Here is a 14935-nt window from a genome sequence, read left to right on the forward strand (position 1 = left end):
GCGGCGATTATAGGCATATTCCGCCGCCGATGCCATGCGCCAGACGTCGTACGGTTATTCGTCCTGCGGCTGATAGCGTGGGTCGCTGGCTTGCAGTTGGACGAGGCGGGCCAGCGGATCCTGGCGGTAAAAGCGGCTGAGTTGGGCGTACACTTGTGGATAACTGTTGACCAGTAAATCCGGGGCGCTGAAAAAATATTCGCTGGTGACCGCGAAGAATTCCGCCGGGTTCTCGGCGGCATAGGGGTCGATCTCGGTCTCGACGTCCGGGTTGGCGTCCAGTTGACGATTGAGGTCATCAAAGGCGCTCTGCATCACGCTGGCCCATTCCTGCACGCGCATGTCGTGATGCAGCGGCGGCAGGCCGTTGGCATCGCCGTTGAGCATGTCGAGCTTGTGCGCCAGTTCGTGGATCACCAGGTTGTAGCCTTCCCACTGACCGCTGGCCAGCACGCCGGGCCAGGCGAGGATGACCGGGCCTTGTTGCCAGGCTTCGCCGCTGTGTTCGCCGTCCCACTCGTGTTCGATGCCACTGCTGTCGCGATGGCGCTGGGGGCTGACGAAGTCGTCGGGGTACAGCACGATCTCATGGAAGCCCTGATACCAGTCGAGATCGCCGAGGTTCATCAGCGGCAGTTGCGCCTGGGCGGCGAGCAGCAGGCGTTGTTCCTGGTGCAGCTCGACGCCGGGCAGGGCGGTCAGGTGTTTTTCGGCGAGGAACACCACGCAGGCTTCGCGCAGCCATTGGTCCTGCTCGGCGCTGAGGCCGTCGAGGAAGGTCAGGTGGTGGCGCACCCGCTGCCAGGTGTCATCGGCAATCGGGTGCTTGGCCAGCAGGCGCCGGCGGCGCCAGGCGCTGAGGGACCACATTGCCGGTCAGTGCGGCTTGGCTTCGGAGGACGCGCGGCCAAAGCGGCTGCGGAATACACCAATGATCATCGGCACCAGCGACAGCAGAATGATGAACACCACCAGCAGCGACAGGTTTTTCTTGATGAACGGCACGTTGCCGAAGAAGTAGCCCAGGGTCACCAGGCCGCCGACCCAGAGGATGGTGCCCAGTACGCTGAAACCGAAGAAACGTGCGTAAGGCATCTTGGCGATGCCGGCGACGAACGGTGCGAAGGTGCGCAGGATCGGCAGGAAGCGCGCCAGCGTCACGGTCTTGCCGCCATGGCGATCATAGAAGTCGTGGGTCTTCTGCAGGTAGTCGCGGCGGAAGATTTTCGAGTTCGGGTTGTTGAACAAGCGTTCGCCGACCGTTCGCCCAATCACGTAATTGGTGCTGTCGCCGAGAATCGCTGCGAGCATCAGCAGGCCGCCCAGCAATACCGGGTCCATGCCGCCGCCTGCCGCCACGGCACCCGCGATAAACAGCAACGAATCACCCGGCAGGAATGGCATGACCACCAGGCCGGTTTCGCAAAAAATCACCAGAAACAGAATGGCGTAGATCCACGGACCGTAATTGGTTACCAGCAGGTCGAGATAGACGTCGAGATGCAGGATAAGGTCAAGCGGGTTGAAATCCATGGATGGCACCTGTGTGAATGGCCCGACTCAGCAGGCCTGTGCGGAAGCTCGGGTAAGTAAGGCTACAAGTGTATGCCGCATTTCTTACAACCCTGAAAGGTCCGCATTATACGGATTGAGCTGTGAAAAGCCTGTTGGTTTTGTAGCGGGGGATGTCGCACAAAGGCTGGGTTACGGTCTGAATGTTATCGAATGTCCGATTGTCGCCGCTGGCCTTTGTGGGAGTTGGCTTGCCTGCGATGCAGGCACCTCGGTGTTTCAGTGAGACCGAGGTGATGCCATCGCCGGCAAGCCCGCTCCTACAGGGGATTTGTGGGGTTTGGGGTCAATCTTCGCTGATCGGCAATGTGTAGTTCTTGAACTCGGTGTCCTCGCGAAACCCGATCGACTCGTAGGTCTTCTGCGCCACTTCGTTGTCACTGCTGGTCGACACCCGCAACCGCACGGCCTGCGTTTCCTTGGCCATTTTCTTCGCGGTGCGCATCAAGTTGTCCGCCACCAGTTGGCGACGAGCGTCCTCGGCGACGTAGATGTCATTCAGGATCCATACGCGCTTGAGCGACAGTGACGAAAAGCTTGGATACAGCTGGCAAAACCCAAGCAACTTCTTGTCGTCATCGTCGGCGAGGGCCAGGTAAATCACTGACTCTTTGCGGCGCAGGCGTTTTTCGAGGAAGGCGCGCGAGGAATCCGGGAAGGGCAGGGCCCCATAAAACTCGCGGTATTTGACGAACAACGGGGTCAACAGGTCCAGGTGTTCCAGGGTCGCTTGAGTGATCCGCATGCCAGGCCTCAACTTCCAAATGGGGTATGACCACACACGCGGCCGTAACTCGATGCTGCCTAAAGGCGTGAAAAAGCGCAATCGTGCCGGTATCAGTCCGTGGGCGGGCTGAGTAGGAAATTGCCTTTCATCAGGTCAGGGTCGTCGGATTCAATGGTCTGAACCTGCGCCTCATCCTTCAGATTGACCCCCGACAGCTGCCGGCGACACGCTTCTCGCATCAAGTACAGCAGGCGATGGGCCGCCATGCCATAACTCAACCCTTCCAGGCGCACATTGGAGATGCAGTTGCGATAGGCATCGGTGAGACCGACCTTGGGGTTGTAGGTGAAGTACAGGCCCAGGCTGTCCGGCGAACTGAGCCCCGGCCGCTCGCCGATCAGGATCACCACCATCTTCGCACCGAGCAATTGCCCGATCTCATCCGCCACCGCCACTCGGCCCTGTTCCACCAGAATCACCGGTGACAGTGACCACCCTTCGGCGTGGGTCTGTTCCTCCATGCGTGTAAGAAACGGCAGGGTATGTTTATGCACCGCCAGTGCCGACAGGCCGTCGGCTACCACGATTGCCAAGTCGACCCCGCCGGGGTTGGCCGATGCATGATCGCGCAGTAATTGGGCCGACTCGTCACTCAAGCGCCGACCCAGGTCCGGGCGTTGCAGGTACGTATGGCGGTCAACGGCGGCGCTGTGCAGCAACAGGCTGTCACGTCCGCGCTCGGCCAGCTGGCTGCTGAGGCCGCCATGGTCGAAGGGCAGGTGCACCGCGTCCCGCGCCTGGGCGTGGGCAAACTGGAAGTCCAGTTGTGCGCCGGTGGGAATGCTCGTGCCAGTGCGGCCGAGGGCAATGCGCGCCGGCGTCAGGCGGCGCAGTTCGAGCCAGGGGTTGTCAGGCAGGTCGAGTTGCACGGGCGGCTCCTTCATCCCAGTTGCGCCAGGGCGTGGCGAAACGCCGGTGGCAGGCTGTTGCCGAAATGCACCTTGCCGTCGGCTTGCGTGAAGATGCCCATTTTCGCCAGCCACTGCTCAAACTCCGGCGCCGGTTTTAAACCCAATGTTTGCCGGGCATAGAGGGCGTCGTGGAAGGAGGTGGTCTGGTAGTTGAGCATGATGTCGTCGGAGCCGGGGATGCCCATGATGAAGTTGATCCCGGCCACGCCCAGCAGGGTCAGCAGGGTGTCCATGTCATCCTGGTCGGCTTCGGCATGGTTGGTGTAGCAGATGTCGCAGCCCATCGGCACGCCGAGCAGCTTGCCGCAGAAGTGATCTTCGAGGCCGGCGCGGATGATCTGCTTACCGTTGTACAGGTACTCCGGGCCGATGAATCCTACGACCGTATTCACCAAAAATGGCTTGAAATGCCGGGCCACGGCGTAGGCACGCGTCTCGCAGGTTTGCTGGTCGACGCCAAAATGCGCGTTGGCCGACAAGGCGCTGCCCTGGCCGGTTTCGAAATACATCAGGTTCTGCCCGAGGGTGCCGCGATTCAGGCTCAAGCCGGCGTCGTAACCTTCCTGCAGCACGCTCAGGCTGATGCCGAAACTGGCGTTGGCCGCTTCGGTGCCGGCAATCGATTGGAACACCAGGTCCAGCGGTACGCCCCGGTTGATGGCTTCGATGGAAGTGGTGACGTGGGTCAGCACGCAAGCCTGGGTCGGGATTTCGTAGCGCTGGATGATCGCGTCGAGCATTTCGAGCATGGCGCAGATCGAGGCGATGCTGTCGGTGGCCGGGTTGATGCCGATCATGGCGTCGCCGTTGCCGTAGAGCAGGCCGTCGAGGATGCTCGCGGCAATGCCGGCTGGTTCATCGGTGGGATGGTTGGGCTGCAGCCGCGTCGACAGGCGTCCGCGCAGGCCCATGGTGCCGCGAAACTGGGTGACCACGCGGATCTTCTGCGCCACCAGCACCAGGTCCTGCACGCGCATGATTTTGGAGACGGCAGCGGCCATTTCCGGGGTCAGCCCCGGCGCCAGGGCGCGTAGGCTTTGTTCATCGGCGGCGTCGCTGAGCAGCCAGTCGCGCAGGCCGCCGACGGTCAGGTGGCTGACCGCGGCAAACGCGGGTTTATCGTGGGTGTCGATGATCAGCCGGGTGACTTCGTCGCTTTCATAGGGGATCAGCACCTCTTCGAGGAAGTGCTTCAGCGGGATATTCGCCAGCGCCATTTGCGCCGCGACACGTTCGCCGTCGTTCTGCGCGGCGACGCCGGCGAGAAAGTCCCCGGAACGTGCGGGGCTGGCCTTGGCCATCACGTCCTTGAGGCTGTCGAAGCGGTAGGTCTGTGCACCCACCGCGTGGGAAAAGCTTGCCATACAGTGTCTCCTGGATGACGCGGGCCCGATGTGAGGATCGAACCCGTGTCGAGGTTTACGGCTATCAGTGCAAGGCGGCCTCTGCGGCCTGGATCGCCGCGAATTCCTCTTCGGGCGTGCCTGCTACCAAGTGATGCCGGCTGTAGAAAGCAAAGTAAGCAATTAATACTCCATAGATGATCGCCGCGCCAATCACCACCCGTGGATCCACCAGAAAGCCCGCCACTACGGCCACGCAGGCCAGCACCAGGGCAATGCCGGAGGTGAAGATGCCGCCGGGCGTGCGGTACGGACGGTCCATTTTGGGGCGACGGATGCGCAAGGTGATGTGCGCGGCCATCATCAGCACGTAGGAAATGGTCGCGCCGAACACCGCCACCAGGATCAGCAAGTCGCCCTGGCCGGTCAGCGACAGGCCGAAACCGATGATGCCGGGGATCACCAGCGCCAGCACGGGGGCCTTGCTCTTGTTGGTCTGCGACAGCTTGCGCGGCAGGTAGCCGGCGCGGGACAAGGCGAAGATCTGCCGTGAATAGGCGTAGATAATCGAGAAAAAGCTGGCGATCAGCCCGGCCAGGCCGACCAGGTTGACGAAGCTGCCCATCCAGGTCGAACCGCCGTACGACAGCGCCAGCGCCTCGACCAGCGGGTTGCCGGATTTGACCAGCGCATAGGTGCCGGCGCCACCCGGGGCAATCACCAGGATCAGCAAGGCAAAACTGGTCAGCACCACAATGGCGCCGATCAGACCGCGTGGCAGGTCGCGCTTGGGGTTCTTGGTTTCTTCGGCGGCCAGTGGCACGCCTTCCACCGCGAGGAAAAACCAGATGGCATAAGGAATTGCGGCCCACACGCCGACGTAGCCGAACGGCAGGAAGGTGCTGGCACCCTTGGCCTCGGTGACCGGGATGTCCAGCAGGTTGGCGACATTGAAGTGCGGCACCATCGACACCAGGAACACGCCGAGGGCAATCGCGGCGATGGCGGTAATCACAAACATCAACTTCAAGGCTTCGCCGACACCAAAAATGTGGATGCCGATAAAGATGATGTAGAACGCCAGGTAAATCATCCAGCCGCCGATGCCGAACAGCGACTCGCAATAAGCGCCGATAAACACTGCGATGGCAGCGGGGGCAATCGCGTATTCAATGAGGATGGCGGTGCCCGTGAGGAACCCGCCCCAGGGGCCGAAGGCGCTGCGCGCAAAGCCGTAGCCGCCGCCGGCGGTAGGAATCATGGATGACAATTCGGCCAGGGAAAAACACATGCACAAGTACATGGTGGCCATCAGCAATGTGGCGAGAAACATGCCGCCCCAGCCACCCTGGGCCAGGCCGAAGTTCCAGCCGGCGTAATCGCCGGAGATCACATAGGCAACGCCAAGGCCGACCAGCAGGACCCAGCCGGCAGCGCCTTTTTTAAGTTCGCGTTGTTGGAAGTATTGGGAGTCGACTTTTTCGAAGTCGACGGAAGACCCGGACGCCGGAGCGCTATTCGGTTCGCTAGGCATGATGGAAGCCCTTTCTTATTGTTTTTTCCCGGCTTACTTAAGTAAGCCGAATGAGTAGCAAGGTCTTGTGAAGATCAAGTGTGGGAGCGGGCTTGCTCGCGAATGCGGTGTGTCAGTCACTGAGTCTTAGGCTGACCCACCGCATTCGCGAGCAAGCCCGCTCCCACATTTTTATTGCATTTCAAAATGTGGGAGCGGGTTGTCGGTTAGAAGAAGCCCAGCGGATTGATGTCGTAGCTCACCAGCAGGTTTTTGGTCTGCTGATAGTGGTCGAGCATCATCTTGTGGGTCTCACGGCCCACGCCGGACTTCTTGTAACCACCGAACGCGGCATGCGCCGGGTACAGGTGATAGCAGTTGGTCCACACGCGGCCGGCCTTGATCGCGCGGCCCATGCGGTAGGCGCGGTTGATGTCGCGGGTCCACACGCCGGCGCCCAGGCCGAACTCGGTGTCGTTGGCGATGGCCAGGGCTTCGGCTTCGTCCTTGAAGGTGGTGATGCTCACCACCGGGCCGAAGATTTCTTCCTGAAACACGCGCATTTCGTTGGTGCCCTTGAGCAGGGTCGGCTGGATGTAATACCCGCCGGCCATGTCGCCGCTGAGCTGCTCGACCTTGCCGCCGGTCAACAGTTGCGCGCCTTCGCCCTTGGCGATTTCCAGGTAGGAAAGGATCTTGTCGAACTGCTGCTCGGACGCCTGGGCGCCGACCATGGTGTCGGTGTCCAGCGGATCGCCACGCTTGATCTGCTCGATCTTTTTCATCACCACTTTCATGAAGTCGTCGTAGATCGACTCTTCCACCAGGGCGCGTGAGGGGCAGGTGCACACTTCGCCTTGGTTGAAGAACGCCAGCACCAGGCCTTCAGCGGCTTTTTCGATAAAAGTCGGCTCGGCTTTCATGATGTCCGCAAAGAAGATGTTCGGCGACTTGCCGCCCAGCTCAACGGTGGACGGAATGATGTTCTCCGCCGCCGCATGCATGATGTGCGAACCCACGGGGGTGGAGCCGGTGAAGGCGATCTTGGCGATGCGCTTGCTGGTGGCCAGGGCCTCGCCAGCTTCTTTGCCGAAGCCGTGCACCACGTTCAGTACGCCCGGCGGCAGCAGGTCGCCGATGACTTCGAGCAACACGTTGATGCCCAGCGGGGTTTGCTCGGCAGGCTTGAGCACCACGCAGTTACCGGCGGCCAGGGCCGGGGCGAGTTTCCACGCCGCCATCAGCAGCGGGAAGTTCCACGGGATGATTTGGCCGACCACGCCGAGTGGCTCGTGGAAGTGGTAGGACGCGGTGTGTTCGTTGATTTCGGCGCTGGTGCCTTCCTGGGCACGGATGCAGCCGGCGAAGTAGCGGAAGTGGTCGGCGGCCAGCGGGATGTCGGCGTTGAGGGTTTCACGCACGGCCTTGCCGTTGTCCCAGGTTTCGGTGATGGCCAGCAGTTCGAGGTTCTGTTCGATGCGGTCGGCGATTTTCAGCAGCACCAGCGAGCGGTCCTGGGCCGAGGTCTTGCCCCAGGCGTCGGCGGCGGCGTGGGCGGCGTCGAGTGCCTTGTCGATGTCTTTGGCAGTGGAGCGCGGGAATTCGGCGATGGGCTTGCCGTTGACCGGCGAGGTGTTGGTGAAATAGTTGCCATCGACCGGAGCAACGAATTCGCCACCAATGTAGTTGCCGTACTTGGCCTTGAACGAAACGATCGCGCCTTCGGTACCGGGGTGTGCGTAACGCATGGTGGATTCTCCTGGCTTTTATGTTTATTGGAGTACAGCGCGCAAAAGCGCTTGATTAAGCGTAGAGCAAAGGTTGGGCCAGTGCTTTGTGGGCCAGGTAAATCAAGGGCTTGGGGTTTGTTGCAAGGCGTTGCTGTGACATCTTCGGTACAGCCTGGGTGACAGTTTGTGCCATGGACGGTACAGCCGGTGACCGACGGGTCGCCCCGGGATTGCATTGGCCGGATGCCTGGGGGATGCTGGTTGTTCTCACGCAGGGAGAATAATAAGAAATGCACAACGATCATTTCAGTCGCCATGCCCAGCAAGTCCTCACCGTGGCCCATGGCCGCGATCCGTCCAGCGACCCGTCCATTGCCCGCTCCTGGCTGCGGTGCCTGGAGGACTACCACCTCGACCCTGCGCAAACCATCGCCCCCACCGTGCTCGAGCATGGCCGCCTGCTGGAAAGCCGCGAACGCTTGCAACAGGTATTGCAGATCGCGGGCAGCGAGATGAACAGCCTGCACCAGCAGCTCTCGGGTGCCGGCCATGCCGTGCTGCTGACGGATGCGCGTGGCGTGATCCTCAACTGTGTCACCGCGCCGTCCGAGCGCAGGATCTTCGAGCGCGCCGGGCTGTGGCTGGGCGCCGACTGGAGTGAGGCCTGCGAAGGCACCAATGGCATCGGCACCTGCCTGGTGGAGCGCCAATCCCTGACGATTCACCGTGATGAGCATTTTCGTGGCCGGCATACCGGGTTGACCTGTTCGGCGAGCCCGGTGTTCGATCCCCACGGTGAGCTGTTGGCCGTGCTGGATGTGTCCTCGGCCCGCGAAGCCGTCTCGCGCCAGAGCCAGTTCCACACCATGGCGCTGGTCAACCTGTCGGCGAAGATGATCGAGAGTTGCTACTTCCTGCGTCACTTTGAACACCACTGGTTGCTGCGCTTTCACCTGCAGGCCGAATCCGTGGGCCTGTTCAGTGAAGGGCTGTTGGCGTTCGACGGCGAAGGGCGCATCTGTGCGGTCAACCAGAGTGCGCTGAACCTGCTGGGGCAGGGGCGCGGTGGTCTGCTGGGGCAGCCGGTGGAGGCGTTTTTCGAGTGTTCCCTGGATCAACTGCTCGGTCGCGCCAGCGCCAATGCCACCGCCAGTTGGCCCTTGCGCACGCGGGATGGCCGGCACCTGTTCGCCGCCCTGCGTGGCCAAGCGCGCAGCCAGCCCGCGCCATTGCTCAAGCCGGAACCTGCGCGGCCGCGCCTGCCCGGTATCTACCTGGGCGACCCGGCGCTGCAGAATGATTTTCGCAAGGCACTGCGGGTATTCGAGCGCGACGTGCCCTTGCTGATCAACGGCGAAACCGGTTCCGGCAAAGAGGCGTTCGCCAAGGCGGTGCATCAGGCCAGCCAGCGCGCCGACGAGGCTTTCGTGGCCCTCAACTGTGCCGCCATCCCGGAAAGCCTGATCGAAAGCGAGCTGTTCGGCTATCGCGGCGGCAGCTTCACCGGCGCGCGCAAGGAGGGTATGCAGGGCAAGCTGCAACAGGCTGACGGCGGTACGCTGTTCCTCGATGAAATCGGTGACATGCCGCTGGCATTGCAGACCCGTCTATTAAGGGTGCTGGAGGACCGCATGGTGGTGCCCCTCGGCGGTGAGCCTCAGGCGGTGAACGTCAGGATTATCAGCGCAACTCACCGTGACTTGCTCGGGCGCGTGCAGGACGGCAGTTTTCGCGAAGACTTGTACTACCGGCTCAATGGCCTGGAAGTCGCGTTGCCGCCGTTGCGCGAGCGCAGTGACCGGCCTCAGTTGCTCGACTTCCTGCTGGCTGAGGAATCAGCGGGCCAGTCGGTCAGCCTCGAACCCGCCGCACGCCAGGCACTGCTGGCGTTCGCCTGGCCGGGCAACGTTCGGCAAATGCGCACGGTATTGCGCACGCTGGTCGCCCTTTGTGATGACGGGCGTGTGGGGCTGGAGGACTTACCCGCGTTGCTGCGCCAGGCGCCTGCGCACAAGGTCACCGAGTTGCCACTCGATGATGCCGAGCGCCAGACCTTGCTGGCGGCGCTGGAGCGTCAGCACTGGCACATGACCCAAACTGCCGAGCACTTGGGGGTAAGCCGCAATACTCTGTATCGCAAGTTGCGCAAACATCGGATCACGCGGTTGGCCGGGGTATAGGTTCGGTGTTTTTCGACGGTTCTTGTAGGGAGGATGTTCTGCAGTTATCAGTCATTAAGTCCTTTTATTGTTAAGTTGGAATAACCCGTTCAAGTTGTATTGGGCTGCTCTGACAGGAACTGTTAAGTGCCACGGGGTTACTCAACTTGGGTAACGCCAAGTGAACTTTCAAACAATAAAAACTTAATGGGTATCCCTAATGAAAATTGCACCGCCTGCTGTTTCTTTCATTCCTCCACAGCCCGTATCGATAGAAGAGCCGCCCGCGCGAACTGTGGAGCAACACGCCGACGCTGCCGATCAGCCTTTGATGCGCAACAAGAGGGCGATAAAGGGCTTTTCCTGGTTCGGACGAAGGCCTTCAGCGCCACCCTCCCTGCCGTCGCCTGGCAGTATTGCGCCTGCGCCCATCCCCCGGCCGCCGACACCCGCGCCCAAGCCTTTGCCCAAGCCCGGCCCCTCCGTGAAACCGGGCCAGCCGCTGTCGGTGGACAAGTTCAAGGAGGCCGGGCAGGCGATCGTGCATGCCAACAAAATCAAGGTGAGTGACGAATTGCTCATGACTCAGCTGCGCAAGCAGGCGCCGATCAGTGTTGCCGAGGCCGCCAAGCGAGTGATCGACGCCAATAGCCTGGTCAAGGCCGGCGTTATATCCACAGGCCCCAATGCCAGCCGCGTTGCCCGTGATGCGTTCATCAGTGCAGGGATTACTGGCTTGGTCAGTGCGCCGATCAACGTCGCGGCCTACGCAGGCTCTGTCGCTTCGGGGGAGTCCATCAAGTCGAGCTATGCGCCCGGGGTGCTGCCGCCTCCGTTTTTGCCGGGGGCTGCCAGCCCGCCGAAGGCCACGGGCGGATCCGCGCCCGTGCAATCGACCCCGTCATCGGCAGATCCGGTCAGTGCACAGTTGGATGAGGTTGAAATGAAATTGCTGGGCATGGCCACGACGGTCATGTTCACACTCGGGGATACAAGCCGTGTATTTACCAAGGATGACACCTGGCCGACTGATAATGTCGGGCGCCTGGGTAATCTTGAGAAGTTGCTCGGTGTATCGGAACAACACCTGAAAAAAGCCTCGCGGCAGAACGGTCTGGTGTTCAAACCCTACAAGCCCGGGTCGCCCATCCCCACTGAACCGAAAGATCGCCTCGACCTGATGGAAAAGAAGTTTGCGTGCATGACCGAGGCTTATGAGAAGTTGCGGTTCCTGGCCGCGATGAAAGACAGTCAAAATAAAGCCGAAGCCAGCGCCTGAACACAGCCCGGGCCGAGTGTAGTACCCAGGTGCTCTTCGCTCGGCCTTTGGCCGTATAAAAGGTGCGATTTCGCCCTCCCTGCGCTAACCTGCCTCGATGTTTTACGAGGTCGACTATGCACATTCATATTCTGGGTATCTGCGGTACGTTCATGGGGTCAATGGCTGTATTGGCCAAAGAGCTGGGCCATCACGTCACGGGCTCCGACGCCAATGTCTACCCGCCCATGAGCACGCAACTCGAGGCCCAGGGCATTGCGCTGACCCAAGGCTACGACCCGGCGCAATTCGACCCGGTACCGGATTTGGTGGTGATCGGCAACGCCATGGTGCGCGGCAACCCGGCGGTCGAGTACGTGTTGAACAAAGGCCTGCCTTACGTCTCCGGCCCGCAGTGGCTGGCTGATCACGTGCTGCAGGGTCGCTGGGTGTTGGCCGTCGCCGGCACCCACGGCAAGACCACCACCAGCAGCATGCTCGCCTGGGTCCTGGAGCACGCAGGCATGAGCCCGGGCTTCCTGATCGGCGGTGTGCCGCAGAATTTCTCGGTATCGGCGCGCCTGGGGGACACCCCGTTCTTCGTGATCGAGGCTGACGAATACGACAGCGCCTTCTTCGACAAGCGCTCCAAGTTCGTCCACTACCGCCCGCGTACGGCGATCCTCAATAACCTTGAGTTCGATCACGCGGACATCTTCCCCGACCTGCCGGCTATCGAGCGCCAGTTCCACCATTTGGTGCGCACCATTCCGAGCGAAGGCCTGGTGATCCACCCGACCACCGAGCCGGCGCTGCAGCGTGTGATCGACATGGGCTGCTGGACCCCGGTGCAAACCACTGGTGCGGGTGGGCAGTGGCAAGTCAAATTGCTCAGCGAAGACGGTTCGCGCTTTGAAGTGCTGTTTGAAGGCGAGGCCCAGGGCATCGTTGAGTGGGACATGACGGGCCAGCACAACGTCGCCAACGCCCTGGTGACCCTGGCGGCTGCGCGGCATGTCGGCGTCGTGCCGTCCATGGGCATTGCCGCGTTGAGCGCCTTCAAAAGCGTGAAGCGCCGCATGGAGAAGGTCGCCGAAGTGAATGGGATTACCATCTACGACGACTTTGCCCATCATCCAACGGCGATTGCCACCACGCTCGACGGCCTGCGCAAGCGCGTCGGCGATGCTCCGATCATCGCGATTGTGGAGCCGCGTTCCAACTCCATGAAGCTCGGCGCACACCGCGACGGCTTGCCGGAAAGCGTCAACGATGCCGACGAGGTGGTCTGGTACGCCCCCGCCAACCTCGGCTGGGACTTGCCGGCGATTGCCGCGCTGTGCACGGTACCGTCCACCGTCTGTGATTCCATCGATGGCATCATCGAACACGTCAAGCATCAGGCCAAGCCGGGCACCCACGTGGTGGTCATGAGCAACGGCGGTTTCGGAGGCCTGCATGGCAAGCTTGCCGAGGCGCTGAAATGAGTGGCCCGGAACGCGTCACCCTGGCGATGACCGGTGCATCCGGCGCGCCCTATGGCCTGCGCCTGCTGGACTGCCTGGTGCGCGAGGACCGTGAGGTGCACTTCCTGATCTCCAAGGCCGCACAATTGGTGTTGGCCACCGAGACCGATGTCGCGCTGCCCGCCAAGGTGCAGATGATGCAGGCCTTCCTCACCGAGTACACCGGTGCGGCGGCGGGACAGATCAAGGTTTACGGCAAGGAAGACTGGATGTCGCCGGTGGCCTCGGGCTCCGGCGCGCCGGCGGCGATGGTGGTGGTGCCGTGTTCCACCGGGACCTTGTCGGCGATTGCCACGGGCGCCTGCAACAACCTGATCGAGCGTGCGGCGGACGTAACCCTGAAGGAGCGTCGCCAATTGATCCTGGTGCCGCGTGAAGCGCCGTATTCGAGCATTCACCTGGAGCACATGCTCAAGCTGTCGAACATGGGTGTGACCATCCTGCCGGCGTCGCCGGGCTTTTATCACCAGCCACAGACCATCGATGACCTGGTGGACTTTGTAGTCGCGCGGATTCTCAACCTGCTGAACATCCCTCAGGACATGCTGCCGCGCTGGGGCGAGCACCATTTGAGCAGCGATGAATAAGGCACTGTGGGTGATAGTGGCGTTGCAATTGGCGGGCTGCGCCACCGCACGCACGCTGGACGCCGCGCAGCCCGGCGCGCCGGTGGTGTATGCCGGCACGCGCCTGGATTTGTATGCGATCAACGGCGGCTGCTGCGCCAAGGACCGCTTCGGTGCCGAAGCGCCGAGCTATCCGCACGTCGACCTGCCGGCCAGTGCGCTGCTCGATACCTTGTTGTTGCCACTGTCGGTGTTGACGGTGCTTGGGGTTGGGTTTAACGCCACAGGCGGTCTCTAAGCTCGATGTTAAAGACACCACAAAGCCAATGTGGGAGCGGGCTTGCTCGCGAATTCGGTATGCCAGTCAACTAATAAGCTGACTGATCCACCGCCTTCGCGAGCAAGCCCGCTTGTATGCTAGGACTTGAAGGGAGGAGGAGGGACAAAGCCCGATTCTGACTGTTAGAGCAGTACAGACCGTGGGAGATTTCGCCCCTCCTCCTTTCACCCAAGCGCCGATAAAGAATGCATCTGGCTATGACCGACGATAGGAACAAGCCTGCGCCCCTGGGTGAGCCCTTCAAGTGCTTAAAACCTTAGCCCGGAGGACGTCACTATGGCAATGCCAGTTCCCGTCTCAAAGCCAATCGTTGGTATTGATGTCGCAAAAAATGAGTTGGTGATTTATCACGCCGAGCTCGATCTGCTGGAAACGATCCCGAACAACAAAGCCGCCATCAAAACGTGGTTGAAGGCTTTACCGGGCGCCATAGCGATCGCAATTGAGGCGACTAATACCTACCACTTGGAGTTCGCTGACCTGGCCTATGAGGCCGGCTGCGTTATTTACATGGTCGGTGGTTATGAACTCAGCCATTACCGCAAAGGTGTGAAGGTTCGGGCTAAAACCGACGCTTTGGATGCCCAATTACTGGCGCGGTATTTGAGAAAAGAAGCCGACGAACTTCACCCCTGGACTCCACCGTCTCCTCTTTATCGCCAACTTTTGAGCCTTTTCCGTCGTCGTGCCGCTTTGGTTCAAGCTCGCGTCAGCCTAACGCAAAGCTGGGCGAACGAGCCGCAGTTGAAGGCCTCTTTCGCTGAGCAAATGAAGTCGATGCAAAGACTTGAAGGGCTGATAGAAAAAATGATCGGTGATCGCCTGAAAGAGGCCGGGTTGCTGGCCCAACTCAAACGCTGCATGAAAGTTGAAGGTATCGGTTTTTTGACTGGCGCCCGTTTGATTACAACCTTTCAGCGAGGTGATTTTAGAAACGCGGACGCTTTTATTGCCTTCCTGGGCATGGATTTGCGCGTTTCTAAGTCAGGGCAGAAAGATAATCGCCGCAGCTTGAGCAAGCGCGGCGACTCAGAAGCACGGCGCCTTCTGCATAACGCAGCAATGGCTGCCAGCCGGACAGCAGCATGGAAAGAGTTTTACCAAGCGCAGCGCGCACGGGGATATAGCACAACTCAGGTGTTGGTAATGCTGGCTCGCAAGCTCGCCCGGGTGGTCTTTGCCTTGCTGAAAGGACAAAACGAATACCAACCGAAGGTTGGTTGAGGGTTG

13 protein-coding genes are annotated in these 14935 nt (G+C 61.0%); 6 read left to right on the forward strand and 7 right to left on the reverse strand.

The genetic code is table 11. The annotated features are described in order from the left end of the window. Positions 1 to 54: 54 nt before the first annotated feature. From C9990_RS03375 to C9990_RS03405, 7 genes are all read right to left on the reverse strand, one after another. Complete coding sequence (locus C9990_RS03375) at positions 55 to 870, reverse strand: zinc-dependent peptidase (RefSeq protein ID WP_065910024.1); 816 nt, start codon at positions 868 to 870, stop codon at positions 55 to 57. A 6-nt stretch (positions 871 to 876) separates the two neighbouring features. Further along, positions 877 to 1533: a DedA family protein gene (locus C9990_RS03380; protein ID WP_065910026.1), complete on the reverse strand. Its 657-nt coding sequence runs from the start codon at positions 1531 to 1533 to the stop codon at positions 877 to 879. 325 nt (positions 1534 to 1858) lie between these two features. Further along, complete coding sequence (locus C9990_RS03385; RefSeq protein WP_065910028.1) at positions 1859 to 2317, reverse strand: N-acetyltransferase; 459 nt, start codon at positions 2315 to 2317, stop codon at positions 1859 to 1861. Positions 2318 to 2409: 92 nt separating this feature from the next. Beyond that, on the reverse strand, positions 2410 to 3243 hold the full coding sequence (gene eutC, locus C9990_RS03390; protein ID WP_106802526.1) for an ethanolamine ammonia-lyase subunit EutC: 834 nt from the start codon (positions 3241 to 3243) through the stop codon (positions 2410 to 2412). Next, on the reverse strand, positions 3240 to 4634 hold the full coding sequence (locus C9990_RS03395) for an ethanolamine ammonia-lyase subunit EutB (RefSeq protein WP_065910032.1): 1395 nt from the start codon (positions 4632 to 4634) through the stop codon (positions 3240 to 3242). Before C9990_RS03395 ends, eutC begins: the two co-directional genes overlap by 4 nt. A gap of 64 nt (positions 4635 to 4698) precedes the next feature. Continuing rightward, positions 4699 to 6147, reverse strand: a complete 1449-nt coding sequence (eat, locus tag C9990_RS03400; protein ID WP_065910034.1) for an ethanolamine permease — start codon at positions 6145 to 6147, stop codon at positions 4699 to 4701. Between the two features lie 206 nt (positions 6148 to 6353). Beyond that, positions 6354 to 7874, reverse strand: a complete 1521-nt coding sequence (locus C9990_RS03405; RefSeq protein WP_106802527.1) for an aldehyde dehydrogenase family protein — start codon at positions 7872 to 7874, stop codon at positions 6354 to 6356. A 272-nt stretch (positions 7875 to 8146) separates the two neighbouring features. Here C9990_RS03405 and C9990_RS03410 point away from each other — a divergent pair, with 272 nt between their 5' ends. The 6 genes from C9990_RS03410 (at position 8147) to C9990_RS03435 (ending at position 14929) form a co-directional block, all read left to right on the forward strand. Continuing rightward, positions 8147 to 10036, forward strand: coding sequence for a sigma-54-dependent Fis family transcriptional regulator (locus C9990_RS03410; RefSeq protein ID WP_065910038.1), 1890 nt, complete (start codon positions 8147 to 8149; stop codon positions 10034 to 10036). Between the two features lie 199 nt (positions 10037 to 10235). Further along, a complete protein-coding gene (locus C9990_RS03415; protein WP_256595048.1) occupies positions 10236 to 11294 on the forward strand; it encodes a hypothetical protein in 1059 nt (352 codons plus the stop codon). A gap of 116 nt (positions 11295 to 11410) precedes the next feature. Continuing rightward, entirely contained in the window at positions 11411 to 12760 is a 1350-nt protein-coding gene (gene mpl / locus C9990_RS03420; RefSeq protein ID WP_106802528.1) for a UDP-N-acetylmuramate:L-alanyl-gamma-D-glutamyl-meso-diaminopimelate ligase, read from the forward strand. Further along, a complete protein-coding gene (gene ubiX / locus C9990_RS03425) occupies positions 12757 to 13386 on the forward strand; it encodes a flavin prenyltransferase UbiX (protein WP_065910043.1) in 630 nt (209 codons plus the stop codon). Before mpl ends, ubiX begins: the two co-directional genes overlap by 4 nt. Beyond that, positions 13379 to 13663, forward strand: a complete 285-nt coding sequence (locus tag C9990_RS03430) for a YceK/YidQ family lipoprotein (RefSeq protein ID WP_065910045.1) — start codon at positions 13379 to 13381, stop codon at positions 13661 to 13663. Before ubiX ends, C9990_RS03430 begins: the two co-directional genes overlap by 8 nt. Positions 13664 to 13981: 318 nt before the next feature. Beyond that, complete coding sequence (locus C9990_RS03435) at positions 13982 to 14929, forward strand: IS110 family transposase (protein ID WP_106802529.1); 948 nt, start codon at positions 13982 to 13984, stop codon at positions 14927 to 14929. Positions 14930 to 14935 lie beyond the last annotated feature (6 nt).

Origin of the sequence: Pseudomonas sp. S5D5, from assembly GCF_003013355.1 — a bacterium.
Lineage (GTDB): Bacteria > Pseudomonadota > Gammaproteobacteria > Pseudomonadales > Pseudomonadaceae > Aquipseudomonas > Aquipseudomonas aylmerensis.

Coding starts and splice junctions, on each gene's coding strand:
- C9990_RS03430 (WP_065910045.1), top strand. CDS start 13,379: ATGAATAAGGCACTGTGGGTGATAGTGGCGTTGCAATTGGCGGGCTGC.
- C9990_RS03435 (WP_106802529.1), top strand. CDS start 13,982: ATGGCAATGCCAGTTCCCGTCTCAAAGCCAATCGTTGGTATTGATGTC.
- C9990_RS03375 (WP_065910024.1), bottom strand. CDS start 870: ATGTGGTCCCTCAGCGCCTGGCGCCGCCGGCGCCTGCTGGCCAAGCAC.
- mpl (WP_106802528.1), top strand. CDS start 11,411: ATGCACATTCATATTCTGGGTATCTGCGGTACGTTCATGGGGTCAATG.
- eat (WP_065910034.1), bottom strand. CDS start 6,147: ATGCCTAGCGAACCGAATAGCGCTCCGGCGTCCGGGTCTTCCGTCGAC.
- C9990_RS03415 (WP_256595048.1), top strand. CDS start 10,236: ATGAAAATTGCACCGCCTGCTGTTTCTTTCATTCCTCCACAGCCCGTA.
- C9990_RS03405 (WP_106802527.1), bottom strand. CDS start 7,874: ATGCGTTACGCACACCCCGGTACCGAAGGCGCGATCGTTTCGTTCAAG.
- eutC (WP_106802526.1), bottom strand. CDS start 3,243: ATGAAGGAGCCGCCCGTGCAACTCGACCTGCCTGACAACCCCTGGCTC.
- C9990_RS03410 (WP_065910038.1), top strand. CDS start 8,147: ATGCACAACGATCATTTCAGTCGCCATGCCCAGCAAGTCCTCACCGTG.
- C9990_RS03395 (WP_065910032.1), bottom strand. CDS start 4,634: ATGGCAAGCTTTTCCCACGCGGTGGGTGCACAGACCTACCGCTTCGAC.
- C9990_RS03380 (WP_065910026.1), bottom strand. CDS start 1,533: ATGGATTTCAACCCGCTTGACCTTATCCTGCATCTCGACGTCTATCTC.
- ubiX (WP_065910043.1), top strand. CDS start 12,757: ATGAGTGGCCCGGAACGCGTCACCCTGGCGATGACCGGTGCATCCGGC.
- C9990_RS03385 (WP_065910028.1), bottom strand. CDS start 2,317: ATGCGGATCACTCAAGCGACCCTGGAACACCTGGACCTGTTGACCCCG.